Here is a 22169-nt window from a genome sequence, read left to right on the forward strand (position 1 = left end):
GAGGTAAGCGTCACGCACCGTAAAGAGGGTGGCAGGCCATGCCGGCTTCCCCGCCGCGACGCCGGGGTCGTCGCCAAGACCGTACGAGGCGCTCGCCCGGCTCACCACCATCGTCTTGCTGGTGCGGGACGAGGCCAGCGGGCACCGCATCAGCGCCTCACAGCCGGTTTCCGCCGGGGTGGTGCCGGTGGGTGGGCGTCAAGGGATTGTCCCCGCGTGAACACGTCCGGGTAGTTCACAGCGCCGCCAGTTCCACCCAACCGCTACCAGTGGTCACGAACTGCAACTATTCGGACACTGTTTGTGATTGCCTCATGTTCTGGTGAGGTCTCTGCGTTCGTGAAGGTTTGTCATGGCGACTCCCCTCTCTGCTCGGTCAGCCCGGGTGCCGAGTCCCTCGCCCGTCGCTCGGGTAGGCCTCAGCGCCCTGGAGCCTCAGGTGTTCTCCCGGCTGCTGGAGAAGGCGAATGAGGCCCGGCACCTCACTCCCGAGCTGTTTGCTGAGGCAGCTGTCCGGGCCGGAAACGGCCAGCTCGGTGTGAAGGAACTCCGCCTGATTCTCCTCCGGTTCACGGGATATCGCCTCGCCGTCCAGGCGACGGCGTCGGCCTGGGCGGTGGTGAAGGCGAGGCCCGAGCTCGCCACGTCGGTGCTGCACTCCCATGCCCAGGAGAGCGGTGTCCCGACCGCGCTTGTGGCCCGGGACCTGAACACTGGTGGCCCGGGGCTGTTCGTCGTGCAGGCCGGCTGGCGGGATCAGGCCCGACGGCTCCACGGTGCGGCCGTGACCCGAGAGACGAAGAAGGCAGCCCTGCAGGGGGCCGTGGTGAGCCTTCTCGGTCACATGTCCGGCTGCGAACCGGTAGAGCAAGCCGGTTTCCCGGAGAAGGGCTGGCAGCCGGCAGCCCGGTACTCGGCCGGCTCAGCGGTGGCTGCCGCGGATCCGTCTTTCGCGTCACGGCTGCTGCGCGCCCTCGCACAGCCGGTGGTGGCCCCGGCCGTGGTGGCCGAGGTGGCCACACGGATCACCGCGGGTGCACTGATCCCGCGCGATCTTCAGGCCGTACTCTTCGACGCCGCGTCGCCCGCCTGGGAGCCGGCCCGCAAGGCGGTGCTGCACACGGTTGCTGAGGTGCCCGGGGCCGCAGTCGCTGTGCTGACGCTGTACCACTCCGTTCGGAACCAACCCGTCCCGGAGTTCGGCGAGGAGCAGAAGCCCGGGGGCGCGGTCCTGTTCCGGTCCCACGTCACGTATGTGACCGACGGCGAGATGGCGAGCGTGACCGGTCCGTGGCGCACCAGCAAACGCGACGCCCGGGCCGCGGTCGCGCTGCGTGTTCTGGCCGATCTCGCCGGTCTGCCTGTCGAGGTTCCCCTGCCGGGGCGGGCGCAGGCGCCGGCCTTGGTGGCGAAGACCGTTTCACCCGGCCCGCAGGACCGGCTTCTTGTGATGCAGGAGGGGGGTGTGATCAGCGGGCTGACTTTCAAGGAGCAGCCGAGCATCACGGGGCTGGAGCCTCTGTTTGTGTGCGTGGCCGCGTGCGTCAGCAACGGGCAGATGCTCTCGGGGACCGGCCGTAGCGTGGGAAGGTCCGGCGCCCGCCTTGAAGCAGCGAAGCATCTGCTGAGCGAGTGGAAGCGGGCGAAAGCACCAGAGCTCCCGGTCTGGCGAGGGAAGGAAGACGTGCCAGCCCCCAACGAGAAGACTGCCCTTCAAGTGCTGAACCAGCTCAAGCAGAAGGGCCGGATTGCCAAGCTGGTCATCGGTGCCCCCCGGCTCGAACCGGGGGTCGGGTATCTCGCGGCCGTCACCTGCCGGGTTGCCGGGCAGAACCTGCGGGCGGAGGCGGCCGGAGCGGCGAAGCGGCTGGCCCAGCGCAACGCGGCGAAGGCCATGCTGGAGCGACTGGCCGCACCGCCCGGCGTGACACCGCAGGCCGCTGCGGCGGAGCTGGCGCCGGACATCCACGACGACCGCGTGCTGCACGGACCCGCCGGACCGGTCGCCGCTGCCGACGATATCGCCACCGCGGCAGCTTCTTTGGCGGCGCTGCTGGGGCAGGACGCGGAACTCACCATCGACATCCAAGGCGGGACGGCCCGCTTCCTGGTCTACAGCCCCGACGGGCTGCCGGTGCAGGGGACGCCTCATCGGCCGGTCCGCCTTTGTACGGCCGCGCTGATCCTGCCGGGCTCGGGAAGTGCGGTACAGCTTCAGTTGGTGGAGTGCTGGCATGTGCCGTTGCGGCTGCTAGCCAATGTGCTTGCCGCTGCGGAGGAGGAGAAGGAGTCGCATTCGGTCCGCGTGTGGCGTCAGGTGATTCGGCTCGGGCTGGCTGTCGTGGCCTCCGGACGGGTCTTCCCAGGGCTGGCCGACGATGGAACGGACGTGTGGAGGGCCGGTCCGCTGACCGGGGATGAGGAGGAGCGGGTTGGGCGACTCGCCGATGCTCTGGTGCCGCCGGCGAACTGCGGCATGGCCGCGGACACGAAGCCGCGTCGGCTGTGGACTCCGCAGGTCGCGATCCGCGCCGGGCTCGATGCAGTCGCCGAGGCGATGCTCCGCGGCCCGGGTACGCCGACCGTACTCGGGCACCGGCCGTTCACGGGGCCGGTGCCCCGGCAGCAGCACGTACCCGCGCTCGTGCAGTGGGGCGACGACCTGCGGGACGGCTCGGCCGCCGAGGCTCTGGACCTGGTCTTGTCGGTCCGCGCCCCGCAGAAAAACAGCCCGGACGACACCGAGCTGCTCTGGGCGGACCTCCGGCTGCGCATGCCGGATGCCCCGACCGTCCATGAACGGAACTGGCGCCCTGCTGCGGACATCGCTTCCGACCCTCAACTGGTGGCCCTCCTGCGACGCCGGCTGCGTCACATCGCAGCCGAGTGGGCACCCGCCGAACGGCTCTTGGAGCGCCCCGTCCCCGACACTTTCACCCTGCGGGCGACCGAGGCCGTCCTGCTGAGAGGGCGGACAGCCCAGCAGCTGGAACGGGCAGGGCTGCACGTGGAGTGGCACCAAGGGTGGACAGACCGCCTGCGAACCCGCGCGGTCCTGGAGCGCCGCCCGGCAGCCCCGGCCTCCGCGACGCGCCCCCGGTTCGCCCTGGACGATGTACTCGACGGGCGTTGGCAGCTGTCGGTGGCCGGCAGCGACCTGTCCGACGGTGAGATGGACGACCTCGCGAAGGCCTCTGTGCCGCTGGCGAAGGTCCGCGACCGCTGGGTGCTCGTCGACGAGGAGACAGCCCGGCGCGCGGGGAACCGTGTGATGCCGCCGGTCACCGCCGACCAAGCATTGCGGGCCTCCCTGACCGGGCAGATCAACATCGAGGACAGCATGTTCGACTGCGAGCCGGCCGGTGACCTCAGCGAGCTCGTGGAGTTCCTGCGCGCCGGCTCACGCAGCGCCCCGGTGAACTCCCCCTGCGGACTGTCGGCCACCATGCGCGATTACCAGAAGCTCGGCCTGGCGTGGCTGGCAAACACCACCGACGCCGGTTTCGGGGCCCTCCTCGCCGACGACATGGGACTCGGCAAGTCCCTGACCGCCCTCGCTCTCCACCTGCACCGCCGGGACCGTACGCACCGAACCACGGACCCCAGCCTCATCGTCTGCCCCGCTTCCATGGTGATCAACTGGGAACGCGAGGTGCAGCGGTTCGCCCCCACGGTACCCACCACGCGCTACCACGGCCCGGACCGGACCCTGGACGGGGCGATGGCCAACACCGTGGTGATCACGACCTACGAGACGGTCCGCCGCGACATCGACGTCCTGGCCGCGCACCCCTTCGACCTCGTCGTCGCCGACGAAGCGCAGCTGATCAAGAACCACCGGACAGCCACGGCCATGGCCATGCGCCGCGTCCAGTCCCAGATCCGCATCGCCCTGACCGGGACCCCCGTCGAGAACAGCCTCACCGACGCCTGGTCCCTGATGGACTGGCTCAACCCTGGCCTGTTCGGAGCCCTGCGGACCTTCCGGGACCAGTTCGGCAAGCCGATCGAGAACAACATCACCGACAGCGAGCTGACCGACCGCCTGTCCAGCCTCCTCAGAGCCTTCATGCTCCGACGGCGCAAGAGCGATCCCGGAGTCCTGCCCGAGCTCCCGCCCAAGGTCCGCAGCCCCCGGATCGTCACGCTGACTCCCGAGCAGGCCGCCCTCTACCAGCACGTTGCCGACGAAACTCTCCGCGAGATCCGCGCCGCCGAAGGCATCGCGCGCAAGGGCCTCCTGCTCAAACTCTTCGACCAGCTGCAAAAGATCTGCAACGCGCCCGAGCACTTCCTAGCCGAACCGCTCGACGACTCCTACGACCCTGAACGCGCCACCGCCCGCTCAGGCAAACTGGCCGCCCTCGACGACCTCCTGCCCGTCCTCCGTGACCCGGACGAGTCCTGCCTGATCTTTACCCGGTACCGGGCCATGGCCCATCGCCTCGTCCACCATCTCCAGAGCCACGGCATCAGCCCGCTTTACTTCAGCGGCGATGTCACCGCCGGCCGCGACCGGCAGCGCATCATCGACACCTTCCAGAGCCGCCCCGGACAGACCATGGTCATCACCGTCAAGGCTGGCGGAACGGGCCTCACACTCACCCAGGCCAGTCACGTCGTGCTCTTCGACCGCCCCTGGAACCCGGCCAAGGAGAACCAGGCCATCGACCGGGCACACCGCCTTGGCCAGACCCGCACGGTGACCGTGCACCAGCTCACCACCGAGAACACCCTGGAAGACCGGGTCGACGAACTCATCCGCCACAAACGCGCCTTGGCCGACGCCATCCTCACCAGCGACAGCTCCGCCCTCAGCGAGCTCACCGACGACGAAATCTGCGAGCTGATCGCACTGGGAGCCCGACGATGAACCACACCAGTCTGTGGGCCGAGAGCTTCGGCGCCGCCGCGTGTTCTGCCGCCGCCGACCAGGAATCCCTCATCGCCGGCCGTGCGGACCTGGACGACCGGGGCATCGAGCGACTCCGGATCTCACCAGGACGTATCTCCGGCACCATGACCGCCCGCAACAGCGGTGCGGAACTCCAAGCCGCCATCACCCTGCCAGTTCTCACCACCGCCCAGGTGGCCGCCGTCCGCACAGCATCGCCCCGGTGCGAGCACCACGACGAAGCCGCCGGCATCGCACTGCCTGAGTGCTTCGCCGACCCCGCCCACACCGGCGGCGTGGCTGTGCTGCCCGACCCTGATGAATTTCGCTTCATCTGCACCTGCGCGACAGCATCACCCTGCCGACACGCAGCCGCCCTGATTCACGCATTCACCGACCGGCTGCACACCCACCCGGAAGACCTCGCCGTCCTGCGCGGCCTGCGTCAGCCCCAGCACCCAGCACAAAACCTCCCCACGGCGGACGCGAGCACCGACACCAGGCCGAGGGCCCAGACCTCGGCACACCATGCCTGGGCCTGGTACCGGGAATGTCCCGACCTGCTGGCGATCCCCGACTACTCGCCGCCGCTCCCTGAAGAACCGCCCGGCCGCCCGGCCTGGTCCCCGCCGCCCCTTCCGGCTCCCGCGACCGAGCAGCTGCAGGCCCTCGTCTACGATGCCGCGGCCCAGGCCAGAGAGTTCCTCCGCAACGGAACACCGCTCGAATGCGCCTGGGACGAGGACGCCATTCGCCTGGCTTCCCGCATGCCTCATTCCTGCCTCTCAGACATCGCCGACCGTCTCAGCCTCGACATCGCGCACCTCCGCAACCGGATCACCGCAGCCCAAAACCAGGTACGGGGAGTAACCGCACCGTACCGGGCACAGGGCGGGGGATCGACCGATCGGCAGGAAGGGCAGACCGAGGGTGGGGCCGGCGATCGGGAGCGCCTCGACGGTGCAGAGCTCCACGCTGACGGACCGGTCCTCGGTGGCGGATGACACCTAGACCGGGGTGGTGACCAGGCCGAACGAGATCGCGCCGGACCAACTCGTCGACGGCATGTGGGCCTCCCGCGGGCTGGGCCTTCGTGTTCCGATCGTCATTCCGGGGCGGAACCGGCGCACCGTCGCGGGCCCGGCGGAAGCTGCCAGCGCTGTCGCCGGCGGCCGGGAACGGAGCTGACGCGGCCCGAGTGGTTCGGTGACAGGGCGGCCTGGTGGGGTCCGACGCGGTCCGTCGCACGCGTGGAACCGCCACAGAGTCTGGGTCGTACGCTGAACTCCTGCCTAACGAGCGTGATGTGAGTCACGTTGCGGGTGTGGAGGTTCGCGTGGGCGCGGGAGATGTGGAGGCCTGCGGCCACCCCCGCCGAACTGTTTACGCTGGTAGACGGCTTAACTTTACGTGATCATGGCGTAGCAGCAAGGAGTGGTCTACTCCTATGCGTAATCGCGCGATCGCTCCTGGTCAAAAATGATGGGACCGCGATACGCGTTTGCCCATGGTGATTCGAAAAGCTGCGGTTGAGGGCAAAGACGCCCTCCGGTGTTCCCGAGAAGGGGATGGAGCACCGTCCCTGTGTGATCCCTGAGGAATGGGAACTGTGGTCGTTCACGAACTTCTCGACGTGCTGGCGGTTGTTACCGCCCTGCGCGTATTCGCTCCCGACGCGCGCGCCCTGACTCGGCGTCTCCTCAGCGCCGGGGTGCGGATTGGTGCCACCCAACTGCTGGAGAACGCGTCCGGCGCCGTCGGCACCCGCCAGGAGGTCCCGCCGCTGCCAAACCCGCGCAACGGGGAGGTGTGAGGCCTGTGGCCGTCACGCCGTCGCCGGAGGAGCCGGACGGATCAGGAGCCCAGTATGACCTCCCCCGCTCCAGCTTCCTGGAAGAGATCAACAACCTGACGGGCATCGAGTACCAGATGACACCGGACCAGGAGGCGTTCTACGACCTCTACGCCCGCGCCCACCTGCGGTACGCGCACACCATGCTCGGCGACAAGGATGCCGCCAAGGCCGTGGTACGGCGCTGCTATTCCCACCTCGCTCTGAACTGGGCGAACGTGCTGAAGGAGGAAAGCCCCGAGGCGTACGCCTGGAAACTGCTCAAGCAACGGGTGGAAACCCACCTGCGGCTGGTGGGCCAGACCTCCCAGATGGTGCAGACCGCCGCCTTCCAACAGGCCGCGCGCGCCACCCTCGAAGTGATCCGGCGCCAGTTCGAGGTGATGGAGTCCGCCCTCGGCCTCTACACAGCGATAGCCGGCCTGCCCGAGCGCCAGTTCGACGTCATCGTCATGCACTACGTCCTGGGCTACCCCTCGATCCGGATCGCCCGCATCATGGGCATCAAACCGGACACCGTCCGCTCCCACCGGCGTCTGGCCCGCGAACGCATCGCCATCAAGCTCGGCCTGTCATTGGAATCGGCCGCCGACGACGAGAATGAGAAGGAGTAACACCGTGCGCAGCATCCACGACGTTCTCGGCGGTGCCGGATGCCCCGACCCGTTCACCGACGAGGATCTCGTCGACCTCAAGCAGGAGATCGTCCGCGACGTCACCGCCTCCATGTTGTTCGGCGCACTGCCCGCCCCGGTCGGCCACTTTCCCGCCCTCCACAACGAGGCTGGCAGGGAACTCGCCACCTTGTCCGCCCACCTCCTGCACCACCGAGACGCCGCTGAGCACGTCGCCCAGCTCGCCCACGAAGGCATCGATGAAGACGGCGCCCTCCGCTTCGCCTCCTTGCTCTTTCTCGTCGACGAGCGTGAAGGTGCCCGCTTCTGGTGGCAGTTCTCCGCCGGTGTCGGCAACGCCACCTCCGCCTATTGCCTCCACCTCTACCACCTCTCCCGCGGCGAACTCCGCGACGCCGACCACTGGGCCCTGGAAGCCGCCACCTTCGAGGGCCCCGCTGTCCCGCACCCGCCCGCCCGCCGCCAACTCATCCAACGCGAAGCCCTGCGCGCGGCCGTCCGCAGGCTCAAGGTCGACGCAGTCGAGGAATCCGGCTACAGCAGGGTCCTACGCCCCGCTCAGCACCTGGCCGACCGAATCGAAGAACTTGCCGACGCCCTTTAAATCAAGCCCGGCCCGATCCGCCAGTGGGCGCCCTTCCTCGGGCGGGGCGCCGGTCTGCGGTCGCGGCGGGACGCTCGGACGAAGCCGCCGGTCATGATGCCGCTGCGGGCCATGAGGTGCGAGCCCCTACAACTCCGATCGCCAGGCCGGGCGCGCGGGCCCGGCGGAAGCTGCCGGAGCTGCCGCCGGCAGCGGGTTCGATGGGCTGGGGTTCGGCGTCCGGTGCCCGCGATATCGTGAGGCTTCTGAGTGTCTTTTGTTTTTCATGATCTGGCGGGAGCGTGCCGCGTGCCTGAGGACCCCATTGCCCACAGCGAGCTCGCTGCCCTGACCCGGCGTTTCGAAGAGGTCGCGGAGAAGCACGACCGCGAGTTCGGGATCGTCAAGTCCGACCTGACCGCGGTGCGCCTGCAGATCGGCAACCTGGACCAGAAGGTCGAGGCTCTCGACAAGAAGATCGACCGGAACCAGGCCCAGATCATCGAGCTGCTTACCCAGCTGGTGGGTCGGCGTCCCGACGCCGGCTGACTTTCTCCGGGCCCGGCGCCCGGTTCTTGCCCGTACATGGCGGCGGCCCCGACCAGACAGTGTCTGGTCGGGGCCGTTGTGCATGCCCGGGTCAGTTTCCGGCGAGCAGGTGTTCCTGCCGGGCCTGGACCAGGCCGCGCCATGCGGAGCGGACGTCGTCTTCGTTCTTGGTCCAGCGGGTGGTCGAGGGCTCCGGCAGGGGCAGGGCGGCCATGAAGTGGGCGATGTCGGTGAAGTAGGCGAAGTCGCCGGTGGCGGTGAGTTCGCGCAGGCGGCTGATGGTGGCGGCCAGGTCCTGGTCCTCGCCGCGGACGGCGTGGTGGAAGGCGAGGGCAAGCTCCACGAAGCGGTGGAGGAAGGGGAGCCCGGCGGCCTCGATGTCGGTGTGCAGGCTCTGGGCACGGTCGGGGGTGCCGTCGGTTCCGGCGTCCTTGATCAGGGCGACGACCTGGGCGAGGAGCGTGTTGGAGCGCTGGTCGAGGCCGTCGAGGAGCTGGTGGGCGAGAGCGAGCTCGTCGCCAGCCCGGGTGGGGTCGGCGAAGGAGAGGGCGAGGGCGAGGCGGACCTGCGTCATGGCGCGCTCGCCCGCGGCACCATGCTGTTCGGCTTCGGCGCGGCCGGCTTCGAAGGCGTTGATGGCCTGGGCGGTGTCGGCGTGGGACCAGTGGATGTCGCCAAGGACGCGGTGGTGGCGGCCCTTCCAGCCCAGGGCGGGGATGGCGGCCAGGGCGGTGGGGAAGTCGCCGGCGAGGCGGGCCAGGTTGGCAAGTCCCCGGCGGGCCTTGAGAGCTAGGCGGCCGCCCGTGTTGGCGACCTGCTGCATGCCGGCGCGGGCGGCGTCGTTCTGGCTGAGGTCCTTGTGGGCCTTGGCCCGGTAGTACAGGGCCATTTCGGTCAGCTCGGCGGGCAGCAGGCCGGTGTCCAGGACGGCGGTGAGACGGTCGGCGGTGCGCTGGCGGTGCTCGCGCTGGCGGCGGGCGATCGCGGTGAGGAGCTCGGCCACGGCATCGGCCGGAGTGTCCGGTGCCTCGGTGGTGGCGGTGGGGAGTGCAAGGGGTTCCCAGACGGAGTCGTCGGTGTAGACGAAGGCGGCTTCGATGAGCCAGCCCAGGCCGGTCAGGCGGTGGTCGCGGGCCAGGCGCAAGCCCTGGCGCAGGCAGGCCACGAGGAGCATGCGGCTGGGGGCAAGGGTCGCGGCGTTCGTCCATTGGTCGCCGAGGGCGGCCAGGGCGCGGGTGGCGGCCCGGTGCCAGTCGGCGTCTGTCCAGCGGTCGTCGCTGTGGTCGTCGTCGCGCACGGCGCTGCGGATCGCGCGGTGCAGGTGGTAGGGCCACAAGGCGTAGGGGTTCTCAGTGACCAGCGGTCGTTCGGCAAGGCGCCGGGCCGGGGCCTGGTGGGTGAGGCCGGCGGTTTGGGTGGCCAAGTCGAGGTCGAAGGCATCCAGCAGGGCGACGCTGCGCAGCAGGTGGCGTTCGTCGGGGGTGAGGTCGGAGAGGGTGCGGGCGAGGAGGGCGGGGAAGGTGCAGTCGAAGTCGCCGGGGGTGGGGGTGTGGTCGGTGCGGCGGATCTCCAGGAAGCGGCTGACGGCGAGGTCGAGGTGGAGGGGCAGGCCGTGGGAGCGGGCGGTGATCGCGGCGCGGATGTCGGCGTCGATGAGGGGTTGGCCGTCGAGGGTGAGGCGGCGGGCGAGGTGGGCGTCGCAGTCCTCGGGGGACAGGTCGCCGATCAGGTGCTGGCGGCCGGCCTGCACAGCCGCCCTGGGCTGCGGCACCGCGGTGGCGGAGGAGGTGGCCAGGCCGGGCCAGGAGGTGGGGCCGGTCCAGTCGAGCTGGCCGTGCAGCGCGGGGTCGGCCCACGGCAGCCGGCTGCGGCCGCCGATGACGAAGAAGGTGTTCGGCATGAGCCAGACCAGGCGCTGCAGCAGCCGCTCGAAGTCGCGGTGGCGGTCGCCGGTGTCCTCGAAGGTGTCCAGCAGGATTACGGGGGTGAGCCGCTTCTTCGCGGGCAGTTGGTTCAGGTCCCAGGCCAGCAAGTGCGGGTAGTAGGACAGCGCCTCCAGGTCCGGCGTGGCTTCCAGCAGCGCTGCGGTCCGTACGGCGCCGGCCAGAGCCTGGGCTCGTGCTTGGCGTTCCCGCAGGGCCGACACCAGCGCGGAGGTGAGCTGCCCGGCCGCGGAGCCGACCAGGCCGGGCAGTGCCAGGGCGGCGGCGACCTCGCCGACGCCGGCCTGCAGCTGCTGCGGCAGCATTTCGGCGAAGCGGCCCGTCAGCCCGGTCCGCCGGATGTACTCGTCCAGCGGCTCTCCGGGGTGGACGTGCTCCCAGTAGTGGCGCAGCGCCACGTCGAAGGAGGGCAGTGTGCGGCCGAGCTCGCCGGCGAGCGCGAGGCGGATCGTCAGGATGACCCGCTCGAAGTCCGAGCCGGTCGACGCGGAGCGGGCCAGGTCGATCCGGATGGGCAGGAGCTGCTGCGTCCAGGTGGGTGCGCCCCATTGGTCGGGGCGGTGCTCGGCGGTGGTCAGTGCGGCTTCGATTTTGCGGAGCAGTGTGGACTTGCCGACGCCGCCCACGCCGTGAAAGACGATCACATTGGTGCGGGGCGCTTCGAGGTCTTCCACGTCGAACCCGCGGCCGGCGGTGTGCCGCAGGTGCTCTTCCAGAGCGGAGGCGACCAGGGCCCACTGGTGCTGCCGGTCGGTGAACGCCTCCGCGGCGTCGAACGACGGGTTGTTGGAGCTGAACAGCGCACGCAGGTCGGCCACGGTCGGTCCCCCCAGGAATGATCATCGGCGGTACCTACCGTAGGGCCTGTGCCGTGCGGCGTGGCTGCTTTCCGTAACGCGGGCGGCGTGGCTGCACCGTCTCGGCCAGAGACAATGACGCCCCGATCACAGCCCATACGCGAAGGAAACCCCTTGTCGGAGAACGTGAGTCCCGAGGCCGCCGAGCAACTCGTGCAGGACGTGAGCAACTGGTACGCGGAACAAATCATGAAGGAACAGCGCGCCCTGGGACCTGCCCCTGAGCGGCTGAAGACCCTGAAGGAGGAACTGGCGATGTGCGCCGCCGATCTGCAGGCGCTTCAGGACGCCGGCCCGGAGGATGTGGCCGAGATCGCGGCCCGCTACGCGGCCCGTTCCCAGGAGCTGGGCGGCCAGTAGCCGGAATTTTGCTGAAGGACGGGCAGCGGCGCTGCGGTGATCGTGGAGGCGAGGGTGCGTGGCTGCAGGTGAGCGGGCATCAAGGGCCAGGCCAGTGCGGCGATCTCGACCAGATCCGACCGGTACTGCGGCAGTTCGCCCCGCAGGCGCTGAAGGGTGGCGAGGAGCTGGGCTGCTTCGGCCTGCGTGTACGGGCGGGTCTGCTCGGCCTCCACTACGTGCGCGCCCTGGGGCGGCCTGCTCCAGGCTCCGTCCGGGGTGCGCTCGTTGCGGTACACCGCGGTCAGGTCTCTGCGGATGACTGAGACGCAGTGCACGTACGGTGACTGTTCGGCGGCGTGGACCACGCCGGGGACGATGTTGAAAGTCGCTGCGTGGGCGGCGGCCGCGGTGAACCTGGGGGTGCCGCCCAGGCGGGCCACCTCGGCGCACCGGGTTGCGGTGCCCAGCCGGCTGTCCGCGGCGCGCGCCCCGATCACGACCAGCTCCACGCGGTGGCCCGCCCGGTGATGGCGGCGCGCGCCGTCGAGGAAGTGGCTGATGCTGTCGGGGGCGATCTCGATCAGCATGTCGCCACGTCGCGCCCGTACGTATGCTTCGGCCATCTCCTGCCAGGCCCGGTAGTCGGCCCTGATGCGGGCGGAGGCCGTGCGCGGCTGCTCTGTGAGGAGCTGGCGGTAGTCGGGGTGCATCGCTTTGAAGGTGCCGCCCTCGATCCGGGTGGGCCTGCGCTGGCGCAGCGCGCGGCGCAGAGCGCGCGCCGCGTGGGTCTTTCCTGCTCCTTGCGGGCCCATCACGTACAGGGTGATGGGGTCGTCCTGCGGGGTGATGGCGTTCAGGTGCATCGGGACGATCAACTCGTTGAAGATCCACGTGTGCTCGCTGGTGGACAGCCGGTGGTAGTCGACACCTGGCGGCACCGTGAGCGGCTGGACGATCCGGCGCACCGGCTCGGCCAGCGCGAAGGCGCGCTCCAGGCCGCCGGCCACCGCCAGACGGCGCTCCGGGGTGATTGCCGACAGGTGCGACAGTTGTTCTGTGCTGGCCAGGTGGTGCCGGAAGTGCCATGTTTCCGGTGCTGTCCACGGCCGGGCCCAGTCCGCGGTCAGTGCCTGGGGTGCGGCCGGTGCAATGCGCCAGGCCCCGCTCTCGGTGAGCTCGTTGCGGTACAGCACCTGGAGGTTGCGCCGCACGACCATGACCTGGTCCGCCAGCCGCCCGGCCTCGACGGCCTCCAGGAGCACCGGCAGGTTGCGCGCGCACTGGTCGAAGTTGCCCCAGGAGACGTACCGGCCCACGCCCCGCTCGCTCACCTGTGTCAAGTAGCGGTTCATCGCACTGAGCTGCGCGACGGCCTCTGCCGTGGCCAGCGCCACCAACTCGACGCGATAGCCGGCCGCGCGGTAGGAGCGGGCCGTCGCGCAGACCTCCTCCGGATCGGCGACCGGAGTTTCCAGCACCACGTCGAATCGCTTGCGGCGTACGTACGCCTCGACCTCCGCCTGCCACCGAAGGACGTCCGGACGCACCCGCACACCGGCCGTGCGGTCATCGCTCCGCATGAGGTCGCCATACGCGGGGTGGACGGTTTTGTAGAGGTCGCGGCCGATCACTACCGCGCCGCCCCGCCGGTCAAGGACTGCCCGTAAAAGGCCACAGAGCTCGGACTTCCCGCTGCCCGCCGGCCCAGCGACGACCACTACCACCGGCCGGTCCTGAGGGACAACGTCCCTGGTCCAGGTCGGCAGGATCTCCGTCACCAGGATCTCCTCGTGCTGGCGCTCGGCCAGGGCGACCGGAACGACGTCCTCGTCTCTCAACGCAACCCCCTGCTTGCTCGGTTTCGGCCGCCATCCGTGGCAACGCCACGCAGCATACATGAACCGAACGGGTTAAAAGTAAAGGCTAAATTGAATCTTCCGTAAGGGTTAAAACGTGCTAGTGTTCAGGGTGGAGGTAGACAGATATGGCATCTGAGGAAGAGCTGTTCGCGAACATCGACGCCCTGCTGGCGGAGGAGCCGCAGCTCCCGCCCCCGGCGGAGCGCGCCCGGCTCCGTGAGGCCGCCGGCATCACGCAGGCCCGTCTCGCGCAGGCCCTGAAGTCGACGACCCAGACGGTGAAGAACTGGGAGAACGGCCGCTCCGAGCCGAAGGAGCCGCGCCTGTCGGCGTACCAGCGGCTGCTGAAGGGGTGGGCCGCGAAGTACCCCGCACACGGAGCTCCCGCCGCCCCGGCCCCAGTGGCCGCGCCGCAGCCGGAAGTACCGGAGACGTTCACCGGCCCGGCCGCGCCCGACGCCACCCAGCCGGAGACCGCCGCACCGGTTCAGGCCCCGGCCGTCCAGACCGCTCACGGGCGTCCGGCGACGTCGCGCCGCCCGGCGGCGAAGAAGGCGAAGAAGGCGGCGAAGCCCGCGACCGACCCGCGGTTCCCGCACGGCCCGCTCGCCGTGCTGGACGGCGACGGCTCCGCGTACGGCATCGACGGCATCGTGCTCGACTGCCCGGCCACCACTGTGCCGGAGCTGGTGGAATGGACCCTCAAGGAGTCCGGCCTCGGCGCCGCAAAGCTCAACCGCTACGGCAAGGACAGCGACCCGCTGATCGTCCTCACAGCGGCCGCCGCGGTGAAGCTCGGACTGCCCGAGCGCCTGGAGGGCCACGAGCAACGCCGCTCCCTGCGCCTCCCGGAGGACCACCCGGTCGTCAAGCAGGTGGCGAAGGCGAAGTGGCAGCTCACGCAGCGCGGGTTCGGCCCGTGGGCCCGGATCTACCGCAAGGCACAGGGCCGCGAGCGGCAGTGCGTGCAGCTGGCGATCCTGTCGTGGGACGCCCTCGACGAGCGGTCCTGGCCCGGCGTCTCCGAGATGGAGCCAGCCGACATCGCCCGCGTCCTCGGGGTATACGCCCAGCGGGTCATCACCCCGCGCGGCTCCACCGCCGTCTCCGGCCTGGAGCTCATGACGGCGCTGCGCCCGCCGACGAAGGCCGTGCAGGACCCGGCGACCGGCAACTGGGTCCCGGGCTACAACCCGGGCTCGCTGGGGACGGAGCCGATGGACCCGGCGCCGCCGGAGGCCACCCCGGAGCACCCCGTCGTCGTGAACTCGGGCTGGAGCGGCGGGTTCCTGAATGAGGAGGCGTACCAGTGGGTGCGGTCGGTGGACACGCTGTCCGATGAGGAGTGCATGCTGCCCTTCGCGGTCGGCCTGGACCTCAACACGGCGTTCCTCGCCGCCGCGGCTCGCCTGGTCGTCGGCCTGTCCGCCCCTGACCACTTCAACGCCCCGAAGTTCAACCCGAAGATTCCCGGCTCCTGGTTGGTCGACCTCAGCCACATCGAGCTGGACCCGCGTCTGCCCAGTCCGTTCACGCCGGACGGCACCCGGCCGACGGGCCCGGCCTGGTACCAGACGCACACCGTCGCCTACGCCCAGGAGCTCGGCTACGACGTGCACCCGATCGAGGCGTACCTGCGCCGCGAGACCGGCGCGTACCTGGACCCGTGGCACGACCGCCTCAAGACGGCGTACGTCGACACCCTCGCCGACCTCGGCGTCACCAAGGACCTCTCCGACACCGAGTTCCTGGCGGCGATGGAGCGGCACAAGCAGGTCGACCCGGCCCTGGCCGCCGTCCTGTCCGCCATCAAGGCGACCGTGAAGGGTGGCGTCGGGAAGCTCCGCGAGCGCCCGCAGGGCAAGCACTACAAGGAGGGCGAGCGGTGGCCGGCCCTCCAGCGGCCGACCTGGCGCCCCGACATCCGCGCCGCCGTCATCAGCAAGGCCCGGGTCAACATGCACCGCAAGCTGCGCAACATGGCGGCGATGACGGGCCTGTACCCGCTCGCCGTGCTGTCCGACTGCGTCGTCTACCCCTCGCCGGGCGCGAGCCCGATGGACTTCCTGCCCTACGCGTCGTCCGGCAAGCCGCAGCCCGGTGGCTTCCGCCTCGGTCCCACCCCGGGCCTGGCCAAGCTGGAGGGCGTCCAGGAAATGGCGTGGGCAGTCGACTTGATGGAAAAAAATCTCAACCCGGCCCGCCACATCAAGGGCGGCGACGCCGTCCTGGACGAAGGCGAGTAGGCGCGTGGCCACCAACACCAGCAGTTCCACCGCTTCGGGCGGATCCACCCGAAGCTGCTCGGTGGAGGCCGGCGCGGAGCTGGAGCGGACGCTGGACCGCCTGGAGGCCCTGCAGTTTTCCCTGCGCGCCCGCCGGGCCTCGCCACGGTTCGAGCTGTGGCGGCATGACCTGCGCGAGACGCGTGAGACCTGGTTCCGGCTGGTCGACCCCGACGGCCAGGGCCCCATCCCCGAAGGGAGCTAAAGCCGTGTCCGGAGAAATCGAGGACGCCATCGAGCGCGCCGACCGGGAGTCGTTCACCCAGGAGCCGCCCAAGACCCTCAAGGGTCAGGTCAACTACCTGATGAAGCAGCTCAAGACGACCAAGGCCGTTGCCCAGGAGCTCGGAGTCAGCCAGCGGTCGGTCGAGCGCTACCGCAAGGGCGAACGCAAACACCCACCGAAGGACATCACCGACCGGATTAACGCCGCGGTCCGGTCCCGCTGGCAGCCGCAGGTACGCAAGCGCCGGCAGCGCCAGGCCGCCACCACCGGCGGGATCACGGTGGAGACCCGGGCCCGGTTCGGCTACACCGCGCCGGTCGGCACGACCGACGACGGACGGTTCCGGCGACTCACCGTGCACCTTCCCCCGGAGTACGCGCAGCGCCTCTTCGACGCCCGCGACGCGGCGGCCAGCGACCAGCAGATGCGCGGAATCATCGCCGAAGGGTTTAAGGAAGTGTATTTCCAGGACGGCGGCGGTCGCGCTATGGGACTGTCGGACGTGGAAATCAACGACATCGACTACCTCGATCTGGATTACTGACTAAGGGCTGTCCCGTAATCCGTGGTGGATCAGCGCTGAGCCAAAGCACGATAGTTGTCACCAAGGCAGGCGTGCTGTCACCAGGGCCACCGGGCGGCGAGTGCTGAGCAGTCTCTCAGAAGGTGTCTCTTTTCCGAATCTGATGTGCGAGTTTCTGCAGGTCACTCGCGGTTGCTTCGTGTTCCAGGCAGGCTGAGGCCGTCGTGTTCGTCCTGGTGATGCGGAGGTGGCGGATGCCGTCGTTGCGGGCAGTGCTGGAGTGCCGTGAGAAGGCGGCTCTGGTGCGGGTGGAGGAATTGCGGGCCGAGTTCGAGCGGGTTCGGGCTGCTCTTGCGGAAGCTGAAGAGGCGCTGAACCACCGGGTGATCGGCCTGGAACAGTATCTGGAGGCCCTGGCCGAGCAGGACGCGTCCGTCGAAGTGGAGCCGGATGGGCCGTCCGCAGTCGGGGGCGGGGTTGAGGAGCCGGTGGTGGCGGGGCCGCGCAGGATGGTGGCCCGCAAGGAGGACGGCGTGTCGGTGGATGTTCTCGGTGCGGACTACCGGTTGATCATGGCCGTCCTTGGCCAGGCCGGTGAGAGTCTGACCGCTCGGCAGACGGCGGTGGCCCTGGGCTGGGACAGCTCGGTTCCTTCCCGCGTCGAGGGTGCTCGGGGGAGGCTGAAGCGGCTGGTGGAGCGGGGCTGGCTGGCCGAGGACAGGCCGGGCCGGTTCACGCTGCCGGCCCCGGTGCCCGCCGCTGCCGCGTAGCCGCCTCGCGGCGGGCGAGGCGGCGGCTCATCACCATGATCATCGACCAGAGGATCACGGCCTCGCTGCTGGCCGGCTCTGTTTCGTAGTCGCGGGCCAGGCGCCGGCTCCGTATCAGCCAGGCGAACGACCTCTCGACGACCCAGCGGCGGGGCAGCACGCAAAATCCGCTGGTGTCGTCACTGCGTTTGACCACCTCAAGACGGAGGCCGAGTTCCTGGGCGGCCCAGTCGACGAGATGGCCGGTGTAGCCGCCGTCGGCCCAGACCATCCGCAGTTCCCGGAAGCTTTTTGGCAGGTTGGACAGCATCGTGCGGGCGGCGTCCCGGTCTGTCGTGGACGCGGGCGTGACCAGTACGTCCAGGAGCAGGCCGAGGCAGTCCGTGATGAGGTGCCGCTTGCGGCCGTTGATCTTCTTCCCGCCGTCGTAGCCCCGTGAGGCGTTCTTGACGGTGGCATCGGCCTTCACCGACTGCGAGTCCACGATGGCCGCCGTCGGCTCCGTTTCTCTGCCCTCCGCCCGGCGGACACACTCACGAAGCCGGTCATGCAGTTCCCGCACCAGGCCGTGGTCCCGCCAGCGGCGGAAGAACGCGTAGACGCGGGCCCAGGGCGGGAAGTCCGCGGGCAGGGACCGCCACTTGATCCCGTTGTCGACCAGGTAGCGGACCGCGTCGAGTAGCTGGCGGTGGCAGTAGCCCTCGGGCCTGCCGCCCCGGCTCTCCATCCACGCCGGCGTCGGAAAAGCCTGCCGGACCACAGCCCACTCCGCATCACTCATGTCCGAGCCGTAACAAGGCCTCCGGCCGGGGTGATCGGCCGCGTTCCCGAACCTGTGGGCGAGACAGTCACACCCTGGAGTGGACGGGCTGGACTGAACGAACGGGATCACGCAAGACTGCAACAACAAGGGCCTCCCTGTCGCTCTGGCTTCGATAACCGCGAGCTACCAGGAGGCCCTTTCTTTATGCGCGCACAGCGGCGAACTCACCCGATCCAGCTCCCTGTTCGATCAAGAACGACCGCACGATCGGAAAGACAACAGCTTGTCAGCTGTCCACCCCGGCTTCCCACTTGCGCCGACGCAGCATGTGGTCGCTGAAGAGGTGTCGGCTCCGGTCGAGCAGTTCACCCACCTCCGCGTCGCCGCGCCGCCCGTCCGGCGACGGATGCCAGCGCTGCACTGATTGCGCGGCCCAGGTGCGCAGCTTCATATCCGGGTCCTCGAACAGACCGACCGCCGCCCGTAGCGCCACGATGCCGCCGCGCGCGTCGAGCAGCCGGAACGCGCCGACGCGGACGTGCCGCGGCCGCTCGGAGCGGGTGCGTTCCAATAGCCAGTCGGCGGGCAGTTCCTTGGCCGAGGGCAGCAGGGCGGCGGCGGTCTCGCGGACGACCCCGGCAGCAGGGTCGTCGAGGAGCGGCCGCATCTGCTTCGCATCCGCGCAGTCCAGCGCCCGCAACCCTGCCACCGCTCGCGCCCGGACCCCGGCCGCCGGGTGCACGAGCAGCGGCCGCAGCAGCCCGGCGTCCGCGCGGTTACCGCACTCGGCCAGCCCGATGACCGCACCGGGCGGCAACTCGGGGTCGTCCGGTGCCGTGCACCGCTCCCGGTACCAGGCCGCCGGGTCACCACCCTGCTGTCGTACGACATACCGGGCACAAGCACGCACGAGCGCGGAACGGTCGCTGAGAAACGGCTCCGCCTGCTCTGACCGCCCCGCCCGTCTCAGCGCGGTGACGCCAGCCGAACGGGTACGCGGGTTGCGTGCGGACAGCAGTGGAGGCAGCGCACCCTCGTAGGCATCCTCATCCCCAAGAGCCGTGAGCGCCGCTGTGGCACACAGGTCCTGGACCACGGTGTCCTGGTCCCCGGCGGCCGTGCGGGCCAGCTCAGCGGGACGGAGTAGTCGGCCCTCGATGGCCAGCCGGTACGCGAACCGCCGGACGATGCGGTCGAGGTCGGCGAAGAGAACAGCGAGCTGCCCGTGGGATGCTTGGCGCAGGATCTGGCCGAGCACATCGACGCCGAAGGCACCTCTGTCGCGGCGGCCGACGCGGAGGATGAGCGGCGCGAGGTCGAGGGCAGAGTCCACGTTCAGGGCCTCGCGCAGCAAGTGCCGGGCGTGCTCGCGTACTGGGCCGACCCAATCGGCGCAGCGGATCACGACCAACGGCAGCAGACCGGGGTATCGGACCGACTGACGCACCGCCTCCTGACGGATCCGCCCGTCGCGGTGGCAGAGGGCGAGTGCGAGCCGAGACTCGCCGAGCTGAGTCAGGTCGGCGGGCAGTGAGGCGGAGTGCTCCCACCCCGGCAGGGACTGCGGGCGGTGCCAGGCCACCTCACGCACTCCCGCGTCCAGCGTGAGCCAGTCAAAGGGGTCGGCGACATCGAGCGTGCTCTGAAGCGGCGCGCCTTCCGCGAGCCGCGTCGCTGCCGCTGTCCCGTCCTCGATGTCCTCAAGCATTCCCGCCCCTCCAGCAGTCGTACCAGGTGATCGTAGGGGGCGGGGTTCGCGTAGGGCGCGCGAAATATGGCCCGTGATCGCCGAGGGCCGCCGCTCGGCACCCTGCCCACCAGAAGCCGAACGCGGTGACATCGCCCCTGCTTCGCTTGCCGCTGGTGACAGTTAGCGCGCCGCATCGGTGACAACCACCATGCTTTGTCCTACCGAAGCCGCAGGCCAGCGGATGCCGATGGTGACAACTATCGTGCTTCGGCACAGCCCATCGACCGCGACAAGAGCCCGCTGTTCGGCGCCGACCACGACCCGGTCCGTGTCGCCGACGCGCTGCGCCGCAGCCCGCACTTCGCGGCCGCGGACGCCGACGCCGGCGGCGACACGGTGTGGTTCACCACCGAGGCCGGCATCAACTACACGCTGACCTTCAAGGACCCGGAGCCCACCGACGACGACCTGCTGCCCGAGCCGGTGCTCACCGAGGCCATCGCCGCGGCGATCCTCAACCACCCCGGCTTCGTCACCGCCGATGCGGACTCGCCGCGCGAGGACACCATCACCATCCAGTCCGCAACCAGGTGCGCCACCTCCTGGTCCTGGACGTCGACCGCGGCAACGCCCTCGCCCCGGAAGACCTGTCCACCCCGGCCGTCGACGTCACCCTCGCCGCCGACAAGCTGCTCGCCAGCGACCCGAGCGACTCGGAGCGCGCCACGGCCGAACTCCTCAACTACGTGGCCGCCGCCTGGGACAAGCAGGACCTGCCGCTGCGCGAGCACGCCCAGGCCGTCGCCCGCACCTTGCGCACCCAGTAGGAGGGGATCCGCCCATGCCCGCATCTACGGCCACCCGGCGCGCGTACGGTGAGGTGACGACCCGCTGGGAGGACCAGATGAGCGCGCAGCCCGACCACGCCCCCGCACCCGGGGCCCCGGCCGAACTTCTCGACCAGCTGAGCGCCGACCAGCGCGCCGCGCAGTGGGTGCCGGCCTTCGAGCGGGAGTGGGCGGCCGCGCTCGAGGAATCGCGGCGCACGTTCTCCCTCGGTGGGCTGTACGAGGTCGTCCAGAATTGGCAGGGGCGCCTCGCCTCCGCCCCGGCGGTCGACGCGTTCGTTGCCTCCGGCTACGACGACAGCGAGTTCATCGACATGGCGGAGCTCCGCGGCAGGCGCCGGTGAGCGAACAGCCGTACGCGGTCCGCTTTTCCGCCCCGGCCGCGAAGGTCCTCGACACCCTGCCCGAGCACGTGGAAGACATGGTGTGGGACGTCCTGGACGCCGCCGCTGGCGACCCGTGGGGCTTCCGGCAGTGGAACGCCGACGACCCCGAGGGCAAGGATGTCCGCCACGCCTCCGTCGGCCAGCTCTCCCTCACCTACTGGGTGAACAGGCCCCTGCGCCGCCTGTCCGTCCTCACCATCACCTGGCTTGGATAGCCGCCCCCGGTGACAACGCCTTGTCCCCGGCATCGCAACTGCCGGGGACAGGGCGTTGTCAGTGTGGCAGGAGCCGCGTCAGTGGGCACAGACCGTGCAGCCGGTGCCAGCAAACGCATGATCTGCGGCGGCAACATCGCGGCCGGTGAGATGAGCAGCAGCGTCCAGCGAGGCGGACAGCGGCCGCCTCACAGCAGTGCCGAACTGATACGGCTTGTCGGTCGTGATGTAGCGGTCGACCTTCGCGGCGCGCTTGCCGGGATCCTTCAGCACCAGGCTGTCCACCACGCTGCGGTAATGCCAGGACGCTTCGTCCCGCCCCCACTTCTCCTCCGCCTCCTCGGCGCTCATCCGGAGGGCCTCGCCGATCACCCCCCAGCTGGTGCCCCGGACTCGCTCAGCAATCACTGCAGCTGAGACCAGGGATTCCGCGTCACGGCGACGGTGTGCGGCTTGACGCACGTAGTCGCCGGCCACAGCCAAGTCCTCGCCCAGCATCTGCACGTACCGCCCCAGGGACATCGCAGCGGACTCGGCCGCCGACCCCAGCTCAATCCTCGCGATATCGGACGCGGTGAAACTGCCAGCTGGCAGCTCACGCGGGTCAACCTGGATATCGCCGATCTCGGTACTCATGGGCCGGATCGTAGGTCCGCAGCGGGCGGACTTCCGCCCTATCCCGGCGCCGGTGATTCGTAGACACGTCGTATCCACCGGTAGCCAACAGACGGCCGCGCACAGCGCCGCAGTCCTCGCCGTCTCCACGCCCCACTGTGCGCTGATCCGCGCGCAGAGCGCCGTCCTCGCACGAACGGATGAACTCCGTGTCAAGGACATCCACCGCCTACCTCTTCCAGGCGACACGGTGTCAGCCCCGGGTAGCGTGCTGGGGATTGATCGCGTTGAGGTCGTTGAACGCGGCGTTCTTGACCGCGCGGTACGAGTTGCA

At 69.8% G+C, this 22169-nt stretch carries 22 protein-coding genes; 16 read left to right on the forward strand and 6 right to left on the reverse strand.

Annotated features, from left to right (window positions below):
* The first annotated feature begins 28 nt into the window (after nucleotides 1–28).
* The 8 genes from ABT115_RS15875 to ABT115_RS15910 all read left to right on the forward strand — a co-directional run bounded on the left by ABT115_RS15875 (nucleotide 29) and on the right by ABT115_RS15910 (nucleotide 8513).
* Entirely contained in the window at nucleotides 29–220 is a 192-nt protein-coding gene (locus tag ABT115_RS15875) for a hypothetical protein (RefSeq protein WP_351789269.1), read from the forward strand.
* Nucleotides 221–439: 219 nt separating this feature from the next.
* Nucleotides 440–4873, forward strand: coding sequence for a DEAD/DEAH box helicase (locus tag ABT115_RS15880; RefSeq protein ID WP_351789272.1), 4434 nt, complete (start codon nucleotides 440–442; stop codon nucleotides 4871–4873).
* A complete protein-coding gene (locus ABT115_RS15885; RefSeq protein ID WP_351789275.1) occupies nucleotides 4870–5898 on the forward strand; it encodes a hypothetical protein in 1029 nt (342 codons plus the stop codon). The genes ABT115_RS15880 and ABT115_RS15885 overlap by 4 nt, the downstream gene beginning before the upstream one ends.
* A 16-nt stretch (nucleotides 5899–5914) precedes the next feature.
* Nucleotides 5915–6082, forward strand: coding sequence for a hypothetical protein (locus ABT115_RS15890; RefSeq protein ID WP_351789278.1), 168 nt, complete (start codon nucleotides 5915–5917; stop codon nucleotides 6080–6082).
* 412 nt (nucleotides 6083–6494) lie between these two features.
* Nucleotides 6495–6707 (forward strand): hypothetical protein, encoded by a 213-nt coding sequence (locus tag ABT115_RS15895; protein ID WP_351789281.1) that lies wholly within the window; start codon nucleotides 6495–6497, stop codon nucleotides 6705–6707.
* A gap of 5 nt (nucleotides 6708–6712) precedes the next feature.
* On the forward strand, nucleotides 6713–7360 hold the full coding sequence (locus ABT115_RS15900) for a sigma-70 family RNA polymerase sigma factor (protein WP_351789283.1): 648 nt from the start codon (nucleotides 6713–6715) through the stop codon (nucleotides 7358–7360).
* Between the two features lie 4 nt (nucleotides 7361–7364).
* Nucleotides 7365–7985, forward strand: coding sequence for a hypothetical protein (locus tag ABT115_RS15905; protein WP_351789286.1), 621 nt, complete (start codon nucleotides 7365–7367; stop codon nucleotides 7983–7985).
* A 288-nt stretch (nucleotides 7986–8273) separates the two neighbouring features.
* Complete coding sequence (locus tag ABT115_RS15910) at nucleotides 8274–8513, forward strand: hypothetical protein (protein ID WP_351789289.1); 240 nt, start codon at nucleotides 8274–8276, stop codon at nucleotides 8511–8513.
* A gap of 91 nt (nucleotides 8514–8604) precedes the next feature.
* Here ABT115_RS15910 and ABT115_RS15915 read toward each other — a convergent pair whose 3' ends face one another.
* Nucleotides 8605–11274: a YfgM family protein gene (locus ABT115_RS15915; RefSeq protein ID WP_351789292.1), complete on the reverse strand. Its 2670-nt coding sequence runs from the start codon at nucleotides 11272–11274 to the stop codon at nucleotides 8605–8607.
* A 153-nt stretch (nucleotides 11275–11427) separates the two neighbouring features.
* Here ABT115_RS15915 and ABT115_RS15920 point away from each other — a divergent pair, with 153 nt between their 5' ends.
* Complete coding sequence (locus ABT115_RS15920) at nucleotides 11428–11673, forward strand: hypothetical protein (protein ID WP_351789295.1); 246 nt, start codon at nucleotides 11428–11430, stop codon at nucleotides 11671–11673.
* Here the strand turns inward: ABT115_RS15920 and ABT115_RS15925 are convergent.
* On the reverse strand, nucleotides 11637–13493 hold the full coding sequence (locus tag ABT115_RS15925) for a zeta toxin family protein (RefSeq protein ID WP_351789298.1): 1857 nt from the start codon (nucleotides 13491–13493) through the stop codon (nucleotides 11637–11639). The two genes, ABT115_RS15920 and ABT115_RS15925, sit on opposite strands and share 37 nt — an antisense overlap.
* A gap of 146 nt (nucleotides 13494–13639) precedes the next feature.
* Here ABT115_RS15925 and tap point away from each other — a divergent pair, with 146 nt between their 5' ends.
* The 4 genes from tap to ABT115_RS15945 all read left to right on the forward strand — a co-directional run bounded on the left by tap (nucleotide 13640) and on the right by ABT115_RS15945 (nucleotide 17318).
* Complete coding sequence (gene tap / locus ABT115_RS15930) at nucleotides 13640–15760, forward strand: telomere-associated protein Tap (protein ID WP_351789300.1); 2121 nt, start codon at nucleotides 13640–13642, stop codon at nucleotides 15758–15760.
* Between the two features lie 4 nt (nucleotides 15761–15764).
* Complete coding sequence (locus tag ABT115_RS15935; protein ID WP_351789302.1) at nucleotides 15765–16004, forward strand: hypothetical protein; 240 nt, start codon at nucleotides 15765–15767, stop codon at nucleotides 16002–16004.
* Between the two features lie 4 nt (nucleotides 16005–16008).
* Entirely contained in the window at nucleotides 16009–16569 is a 561-nt protein-coding gene (gene tpg / locus ABT115_RS15940) for a telomere-protecting terminal protein Tpg (protein WP_351789304.1), read from the forward strand.
* Between the two features lie 233 nt (nucleotides 16570–16802).
* Entirely contained in the window at nucleotides 16803–17318 is a 516-nt protein-coding gene (locus tag ABT115_RS15945) for a hypothetical protein (protein ID WP_351789306.1), read from the forward strand.
* Here ABT115_RS15945 and ABT115_RS15950 read toward each other — a convergent pair.
* The 3 genes from ABT115_RS15950 to ABT115_RS15960 form a co-directional block, all read right to left on the reverse strand.
* Entirely contained in the window at nucleotides 17281–18099 is an 819-nt protein-coding gene (locus tag ABT115_RS15950; RefSeq protein ID WP_351789308.1) for an IS5 family transposase, read from the reverse strand. The two genes, ABT115_RS15945 and ABT115_RS15950, sit on opposite strands and share 38 nt — an antisense overlap.
* 268 nt (nucleotides 18100–18367) lie before the next feature.
* On the reverse strand, nucleotides 18368–19789 hold the full coding sequence (locus ABT115_RS15955) for a hypothetical protein (protein ID WP_351789310.1): 1422 nt from the start codon (nucleotides 19787–19789) through the stop codon (nucleotides 18368–18370).
* 162 nt (nucleotides 19790–19951) lie between these two features.
* The gene (locus tag ABT115_RS15960) at nucleotides 19952–20293 is read right to left on the reverse strand and encodes a hypothetical protein (RefSeq protein WP_351789313.1); all 342 of its coding nucleotides are present in this window, start codon (nucleotides 20291–20293) and stop codon (nucleotides 19952–19954) included.
* Nucleotides 20294–20361: 68 nt separating this feature from the next.
* Here ABT115_RS15960 and ABT115_RS15965 point away from each other — a divergent pair, with 68 nt between their 5' ends.
* From ABT115_RS15965 to ABT115_RS15975, 3 genes are all read left to right on the forward strand, one after another.
* Nucleotides 20362–20598, forward strand: a complete 237-nt coding sequence (locus ABT115_RS15965; protein ID WP_351789315.1) for a hypothetical protein — start codon at nucleotides 20362–20364, stop codon at nucleotides 20596–20598.
* 77 nt (nucleotides 20599–20675) lie between these two features.
* The gene (locus tag ABT115_RS15970) at nucleotides 20676–20963 is read left to right on the forward strand and encodes a DUF6247 family protein (RefSeq protein ID WP_351789348.1); all 288 of its coding nucleotides are present in this window, start codon (nucleotides 20676–20678) and stop codon (nucleotides 20961–20963) included.
* Nucleotides 20960–21220, forward strand: coding sequence for a hypothetical protein (locus tag ABT115_RS15975; RefSeq protein WP_351789318.1), 261 nt, complete (start codon nucleotides 20960–20962; stop codon nucleotides 21218–21220). Before ABT115_RS15970 ends, ABT115_RS15975 begins: the two co-directional genes overlap by 4 nt.
* 78 nt (nucleotides 21221–21298) lie before the next feature.
* On the opposite strand, the gene ABT115_RS15980 is transcribed toward ABT115_RS15975, so the two are convergent.
* A complete protein-coding gene (locus tag ABT115_RS15980) occupies nucleotides 21299–21856 on the reverse strand; it encodes a hypothetical protein (protein ID WP_351789320.1) in 558 nt (185 codons plus the stop codon).
* Nucleotides 21857–22169 lie beyond the last annotated feature (313 nt).

Origin of the sequence: Streptomyces sp. NPDC001832 (genome assembly GCF_040297265.1) — a bacterium.
Lineage (GTDB): Bacteria > Actinomycetota > Actinomycetes > Streptomycetales > Streptomycetaceae > Streptomyces.